This window comes from Streptomyces sp. NPDC060209, assembly GCF_042728155.1.
Taxonomy (GTDB): Bacteria; Actinomycetota; Actinomycetes; order Streptomycetales; family Streptomycetaceae; genus Streptomyces.
On the sequence record NZ_JBHWZS010000030.1, the window covers coordinates 43,764 to 50,260 of the forward strand.

Below are 6,497 nucleotides of genomic sequence, written 5' to 3' on the forward strand. Positions count from 1 at the left end.
GTCTACGCGGGGGTCAGCCCCGGGTTCCCTGCCTCGGTCACGAAGGAGCCTGCCGTGCTGACCGGCGCACCGGGCGTGGTGACCGCCGACACCGTACGGAAGTCGGCACGCGCCCGGTCCGTGCCGAGGGTGACGAGCGCGTAGCCGCGGCGGCCGTTGTAGAACTTCATGTGCGGGTTGGCCTGGGTCAGGTTGTTCCAGTTGGCAGGCTTCTCGGAGCCGTCCTTGCCGCTGGCGATCGAGGTGGCCACGATCTCCGTACCGACGGTCCTGGACGCCGGGTCGTCGAAGTCCTTCTTCAGGTCGAAGCCGTAGCCGACGTGGACGTCCCCGGTCAGCACCATCAGGTTGTCGACGCCGGCGGCCTCGGCGCCGTCCATGATCCGCTGCCTGGAGGCGGGGTAGCCGTCCCACGAGTCCATGGACAGCTTGAAGGCGTCCGTGGGCACGTCGCGCCGCTGGGCGAAGGTGACCTGCTGCGGCACGACGTTCCAGCGGGCCCGCGAGTTCTTCCAGCCGTCGAGCAGCCAGCGCTCCTGGGCGGCTCCCGTCATGGTGCGCGACGGGTCCTCGGACTCCGGTCCGGGGACCTTCCAGCCGTCCCCGTACGCCTGGTTGCTGCGGTACTGGCGGGTGTCGAGGATGTCGAACTGGGCGAGCCGGCCGAACTGCAGGCGGCGGTAGAGCCGCATGTCGGGGCCGGTGGGCCGCTGCGGGGTGCGCAGCGGCTGGTTCTCCCAGTACGCGCGGTAGGCGGCGGCCCTGCGCAGCAGGAACTCCTCCGGGGGGACGCTGTTCTCCGGGGTGTCGCCCGCGTAGTTGTTCTCGGTCTCGTGGTCGTCCCAGGTGACGACGAAGGGGTGCGCGGCGTGTGCGGCGCGCAGGTCCGGGTCGGACTTGTAGAGGCCGTACCGCATGCGGTAGTCCTCCAGCGTGAGCGTCTCCCGGTTGTAGTGGTCCGGCAGCACGCGGTCGGTGTAGTTGCGGGCGCCGCCGGCGGCGGTGACCGCGTACTCGTAGAGGTAGTCGCCGAGGTGGAAGACCACGTCGACGTCCTCGTCCGCGAGGTGCTTGTAGGCGGTGAAGTAGCCGTCGTGGTACGCCTGGCAGGAGACGGCGGCCAGGGTCAGGGAGCTGTTGCGGGCGCCACGGGCGGGCGCGGTGCGGGTACGGCCGGTGGGGCTGATCCAGCTGCCGGCGCGGAAGCGGTAGTAGAAGCTCCGGTCGGAGTCGAGGCCGTCCACGTCCACATGGACGGTGTGCCCGAACTCCGGGTGCGCGGTGGCGGATCCGCGCCGCGCGATCCGCCGGAAGCGTTCGTCGCGGGCGATCTCCCAGCGGACCTCGACGCGCTCGGCGGGCAGCCCACCGTCGGCCTCGTACGGGCGGGGCGCGAGTCTCGTCCACAGGAGCACGGATCCCGGCAGCGGGTCCCCGGACGCCACCCCGAGGGTGAAGGGGTCCTCGGTGATCTTCCGGGCGTCGAGCTCGGCGGCGGCCGCCGTACCCGCGCCGGGCAGGTTGACGGCGAAAGCCAGTGCGGCGGCGGCACCGGTGACGGTGAGGAATCGGCGTCGGCCGACGCCGGATCCGAGCCTCTGCGCGGCACTGCGCAGCTCGGCGGAATGACCGCCCTGCCCGGGCGTCCTGCTGATCTGTGCGGGTGTCATATGCCCCTCCCCTGCCGGATGTTGTCAGAGGCATTGGAGTGCGGGACGACGACTTCCCGTTGGCACGTACACAACATCCGTATGGCGGTGCGATGAGCACCGGGTGCCGGTCGCCGTGAAACCTCCCGTACGCTGCCGGGCCATGAACGCTGAGCAGAGAATCGCTGTCGTCACAGGCGCCGGATCGGGGATCGGGAGGGCGGTCGCCCTCACTCTTACGGGTGCGGGCTGGACGGTGGCCCTGGCGGGCCGGAGGTCCACAGCCCTGGAGGAGACGGCCTCCGCGGCGGGCCCGGGTGCCACGGTGTGCCTGCCCACCGATGTGACCGATCCGGACGGCGTGGCCGCGCTCTTCGCCTCCGTACGGGACCGCTTCGGCCGGCTGGACCTGCTCTTCAACAACGCGGGCACGTTCGGGCCGCGTTCGGCGCCGGTCGAGGACATCGCGTACGAGGACTGGCGGACGGTGGTGGACGTCAATCTGACGGGGACGTTCCTGTGCGCCCAGGCGGCGTACCGCCTGATGAAGGAGCAGGAACCGCAGGGCGGCCGGATCATCAACAACGGCTCGATCTCGGCACACGCCCCGCGCCCGCACTCCATCGCCTACACGGCGACGAAGCACGCGGTGACCGGCCTGACGAAGTCGCTGTCGCTGGACGGGCGGCCGTACCGGATCGCCTGCGGGCAGATCGACATCGGCAACGCGGCGACCGACATGACGGAGCGGATGAGCACGGGGATCCTCCAGGCCAACGGCGAGGTGGCCGCCGAGCCGGTCATGGCGGCGGAGGATGTGGCCCGGACGGTCCTGCACATGGCGGAGCTGCCCCTGGAGGCCAATGTGCAGTTCGCGACGGTGCTGGCGACAGCCATGCCGTACGTGGGCCGCGGCTGATCCACTTCGGTCCACGCCTGCTCGGAACTCGCCCCCGACTGACAGATTTTGCGAGTTTTCATCTCTGAGTCCGAGCAAGCGCGTGCTGCCCGTATGCTACTGACCTTCACCGGATGCACACAGAAGGACCACAAAGCATGCGCATACGCACCGCCGCGCCCCTCGCCCTGGCCGCCGCCGCCGCACTGGCCGGCTCGCTCCTCGCCACGGCCCCGGCCTCGGCGGCCTCCCACCAGGGCGGGCTGCACCTGGGCAAGATCCAGTACGACAGCCCCGGCAAGGACACCCGGACGAACACGTCCCTCAACGCCGAATACGTGGACATCCACAACAACGGCAAGTCCAAGCTGCAGCTCAAGGGTTACAAGCTGAAGGACAACACCGGCTACACCTACACCTTCCCGAGCTTCACCGTCGCCGCGGGGAAGACGGTCCGGGTCCACACCGGCAAGGGCAAGAACGCCGGGGCCCACGTGTACTGGAACCGCGGCTCGTACGTCTGGAACAACACCGGTGACAAGGCCCGGCTGATCAAGCCGAGCGGCGCCCTCCTGGACTCCTGCTCCTGGGGGAAGGGCACCGGCGTGAAGGTCTGCCACTGACCGCAGTGACGGGGCCGCCGCGGCCGGGGGGTCCGCGGGAGCGGCCAGGGGGTGGTCCGGGGGGTCAGGACCCCGGACCACCTCTGCGGAAAGCAGGCCAGGGAAGCCGGTGAGCCGTCCGAGGCACCACCGGGAATGCGTTGCCCCGCCCCGTGGTTGAGCTGCGACATGAGTACACAGCCGGGCGCCGAGGTCCTCCGCTACACCGCGTTCTCCGCCGACCCCGACGGGGGCAACCCGGCCGGGGTCGTCCTGGATGCCTCCGGGCTCGACGACACGGCGATGCTCGCCGTCGCCGCGGAGCTGGGCTACAGCGAGTCGGCGTTCCTCACCGCCCCGGACGGCCACGGCGGTCACACCGTCCGCTACTTCAGCCCGAAGGCCGAAGTCCCCTTCTGCGGCCACGCCACGGTGGCCGCCGCCATCGCGCTCGCCGAGCGGGACGGCCCGGGCGATCTGGTGTTCTCCACCCCCGCCGGTACGGTGCCGGTCACCGTCGTCCGCGAGGGCGACGAGCTCCGCGCCACCCTCACCAGCGTCGAGCCGCACATCACCGACGCCGCCCCCGAGGACCTGGCGGAGGCCCTGGCCGCGCTTGACTGGCCGGCCGCCGGGCTGGACCCCGCGCTGCCGCCCCGCGTCGCGTACGCGGGCGCCCGACACCTGGTGCTGGCCGCCGCGAGCCGGGAGCGGCTGGCGGACCTGTCGTACGACTTCGCCCGCCTGGAAGCCTTCATGCATCGGCTCGACCTGACGACCGTCCAGCTGGTGTGGCGGGAGTCCGACAGCGTCTTCCACGTCCGCGACCCGTTCCCGGTCGGTGGCGTCGTCGAGGACCCGGCGACGGGCGCGGCGGCGGCCGCGTTCGGTGCGTACGCGCGCGAGCTCGGCCTCGTCCCGGACGACGCGGTCCTCACCCTGCACCAGGGTGCCGACATGGGCCGTCCCGGCACCCTCACCGTCGAACTGAGGCCGGGTGACGCGCGGATCAGGGTGAGCGGGACGGGGACCCGCATCGGCTGAGGGGGCGGGGCTCAGGCCCTTCAGCAGGACGTCAGTCTCGGCTCCTTCGGAGCCGGCTGCTTCATTATCGGCTGCAGATGCCTGGCGTAGATCCCGGCCCACTGCGAGGCTTCTCCGGCACTGTTCTCCATGATGTCCGACAGCGCCCCGCACACCTCCCGGTGCAGCCCCGTCTCCCCTTGTTCCATCGCCACCCCGTAGCCCTCCGAGCCCCCGAGGCTGTCGAGCGCCTTCGTCTTCTCGGAGTACTTGTCGGCGAGCCCGGCGACGATGACGTCGTCCGTGGCCACCGCGTAGACGGCGGACTCGGGGTTCAGCAGCGCCCTCACACAGTCCTCGTAGCCGGCGCGGAGGTCCATCTGGTCGCCCAGGCCCTCCTTCTCGATCCACGACGCGTAGACCGACTCCCTCGCGGTGCAGACGTCCGCGGTGGGATCGTCCTGCAGGTCCTTGAGGTCGTTGTACGGCCGGTTCTTGCGCACCAGGAGTCCCTTGAGCGCCTCGAAGTAGGGACCGGCGAACTTCACCTTGTCCTCCTCCTCGCGCTGCTCACTGATGCTGTACGTGGCCAGCACCAGGTCGATCCTCCCGGCCTCCAGCAGATCGCTCCGGTTACCGGAGTTCACGCTGACGAATTCCACCTGGTCGTCCTTGAATCCCAGATGCCGGGCGAGCTCCTCGGCCAGGTCGACCTCGAATCCCTTGTAGCTGTTGCCGGACCTCACACTCAGTCCGGGCTGATCGGCTTTGACGCCCACGCGCAGTGTTTTGTGCGTGTCGCTGAACCTCGGGCTCTTCGTCTCCCCGGCCGCGGCGGCCCCCTTGTCAGCCCCCGTGTCGCCCTTCGAGCCGCCGTCGCCCCCGAGCTCACCCCAGGCGAACAGCCCTCCGCCGATGAGCAGCGCCGTGCAGACGACGGCCGCCGGGACCTTCCACCGGTCCCGGCGACCGCGGCCGGATGCCTCGGGCCGCACCGCCGCGGGCACCGGAGCGGGCAGGGCGGCACCCGCGCGCCCGGCGGACTTCGCGGGATCCACCGGCTTCGCGGACTGCGCACCGGCTCCTTCCGCAGGCCGGGCAGGCGCGGGTCGCGAATGTTCCGGCGTCCTCATGGGCGCCGGCTCCGCGGGCTTCGCCCGGACCGCGGGGCTGTCCAGTGCGGCGACGTCCTGGGTCACGGCCTGAAGCATCCGGTCCGCCTCGGCGGCGTCCGGGCGCCGCCCGGGGTCCTTCTGGAGAAGTGCCTCGATCAGCCCGGCGAGCGGGCCGGCGTACCTCGTCGGCGGCATCGGTGACTCACGGACGGCGATGAGGACTTCGAAGCTCCCGCCACCGTCGAACGGGCGCCTGCCCTCCACCATCTCGTAGAGCGTGACGCCGAGCGCCCACAGGTCGGACGCGGTCGAGGCCGGACGCGGGTTCTCGGGTGTGTGGCTGAGCAGTTCGGGTGCGAGGTACTGCGGGGTCCCTATGATCTCGTGGGAGCGGGTCACCTGCGCCGCACCCTCGAAGGTGGCGATCCCGAAGTCCATGAGGAGCGCGCGCCCGTCGGGGCGGAAGAGGATGTTGTGGGGCTTCACATCGCGGTGCAGCACGCCGGACTCGTGCACGGCGGCCAGTCCGCGCAGCACCTGCAGGCCGATCCGAGCCGCGTGCGGCACGGAAAGCTGCTGCTGCTCGCGCAGCAGGTCGGCGAGGGAGCGGGAGTTGAGCAGCTCCATCACGATCCAGACCTGGCTGCCGTCCTCGATCACGTCGTGCACGGCGACCACGTTCTGGTGGCCGATCCTGGCGATGGCCTGTGCCTCACGGCGCGCCCGGCTCACCCAGTTCGCCTGGGCGCCGGAGCTCGCGGCTCCCGGATAGAGCAGCCCCTTCACGGCCACCTTCCGGTCCAGGCTCGTGTCCAAGGCCTCCCAGACCACCCCCATCCCGCCACGCCCGAGCTGGCGCAGCAGCCTGTAACGGCCCGCGATCACCGTGTCCGGCCCGTCCTCCGGACCGCTGCCGGCCGTGCCCTCGCTGCGCATCCAGGCCCCCCAAGAGGTGGTCATCGCTATGGACAGCAACATTAGACGCACCATCGGACAGTTCAGGGCTGCGTGACCTGTCGGTGACAGCCACCTCGTCGGCCCGTGACATCCCTGAGGTGAAGCCCCGGACCGGCGCGTTCAGGCCGTCTGATCCAGCGGAGTACCGAATCAGGCCAACCGGGGCCGACCCGCTCCGACTTGCTCATGCCGCTGCCGGGCGCCGGCCCGCCCGTCGGAACACGAGCGGGTTGGCGCCCGTCCTCACGCGAGC

The 6,497-nt window shown here is 70.9% G+C and carries 5 protein-coding genes; 3 read left to right on the top strand and 2 right to left on the bottom strand.

What is annotated here, in order from left to right; all coding sequences use genetic code 11:
* Positions 1-2: 2 nt before the first annotated feature.
* On the bottom strand, positions 3-1,670 hold the full coding sequence (locus tag ACFWFI_RS09155) for an alkaline phosphatase D family protein (RefSeq protein WP_387387361.1): 1,668 nt from the start codon (positions 1,668-1,670) through the stop codon (positions 3-5).
* A 142-nt stretch (positions 1,671-1,812) separates the two neighbouring features.
* Here ACFWFI_RS09155 and ACFWFI_RS09160 point away from each other — a divergent pair, with 142 nt between their 5' ends.
* The 3 genes from ACFWFI_RS09160 (at position 1,813) to ACFWFI_RS09170 (ending at position 4,193) form a co-directional block, all read left to right on the top strand.
* Complete coding sequence (locus ACFWFI_RS09160) at positions 1,813-2,568, top strand: SDR family oxidoreductase (RefSeq protein WP_387387363.1); 756 nt, start codon at positions 1,813-1,815, stop codon at positions 2,566-2,568.
* A gap of 137 nt (positions 2,569-2,705) precedes the next feature.
* Entirely contained in the window at positions 2,706-3,170 is a 465-nt protein-coding gene (locus ACFWFI_RS09165; RefSeq protein WP_387387365.1) for a lamin tail domain-containing protein, read from the top strand.
* Positions 3,171-3,338: 168 nt separating this feature from the next.
* Positions 3,339-4,193, top strand: coding sequence for a PhzF family phenazine biosynthesis protein (locus tag ACFWFI_RS09170; protein ID WP_387387366.1), 855 nt, complete (start codon positions 3,339-3,341; stop codon positions 4,191-4,193).
* A 20-nt stretch (positions 4,194-4,213) separates the two neighbouring features.
* Here ACFWFI_RS09170 and ACFWFI_RS09175 read toward each other — a convergent pair whose 3' ends face one another.
* On the bottom strand, positions 4,214-6,247 hold the full coding sequence (locus ACFWFI_RS09175) for a serine/threonine-protein kinase (RefSeq protein ID WP_387387368.1): 2,034 nt from the start codon (positions 6,245-6,247) through the stop codon (positions 4,214-4,216).
* Between the last annotated feature and the right edge of the window lie 250 nt (positions 6,248-6,497).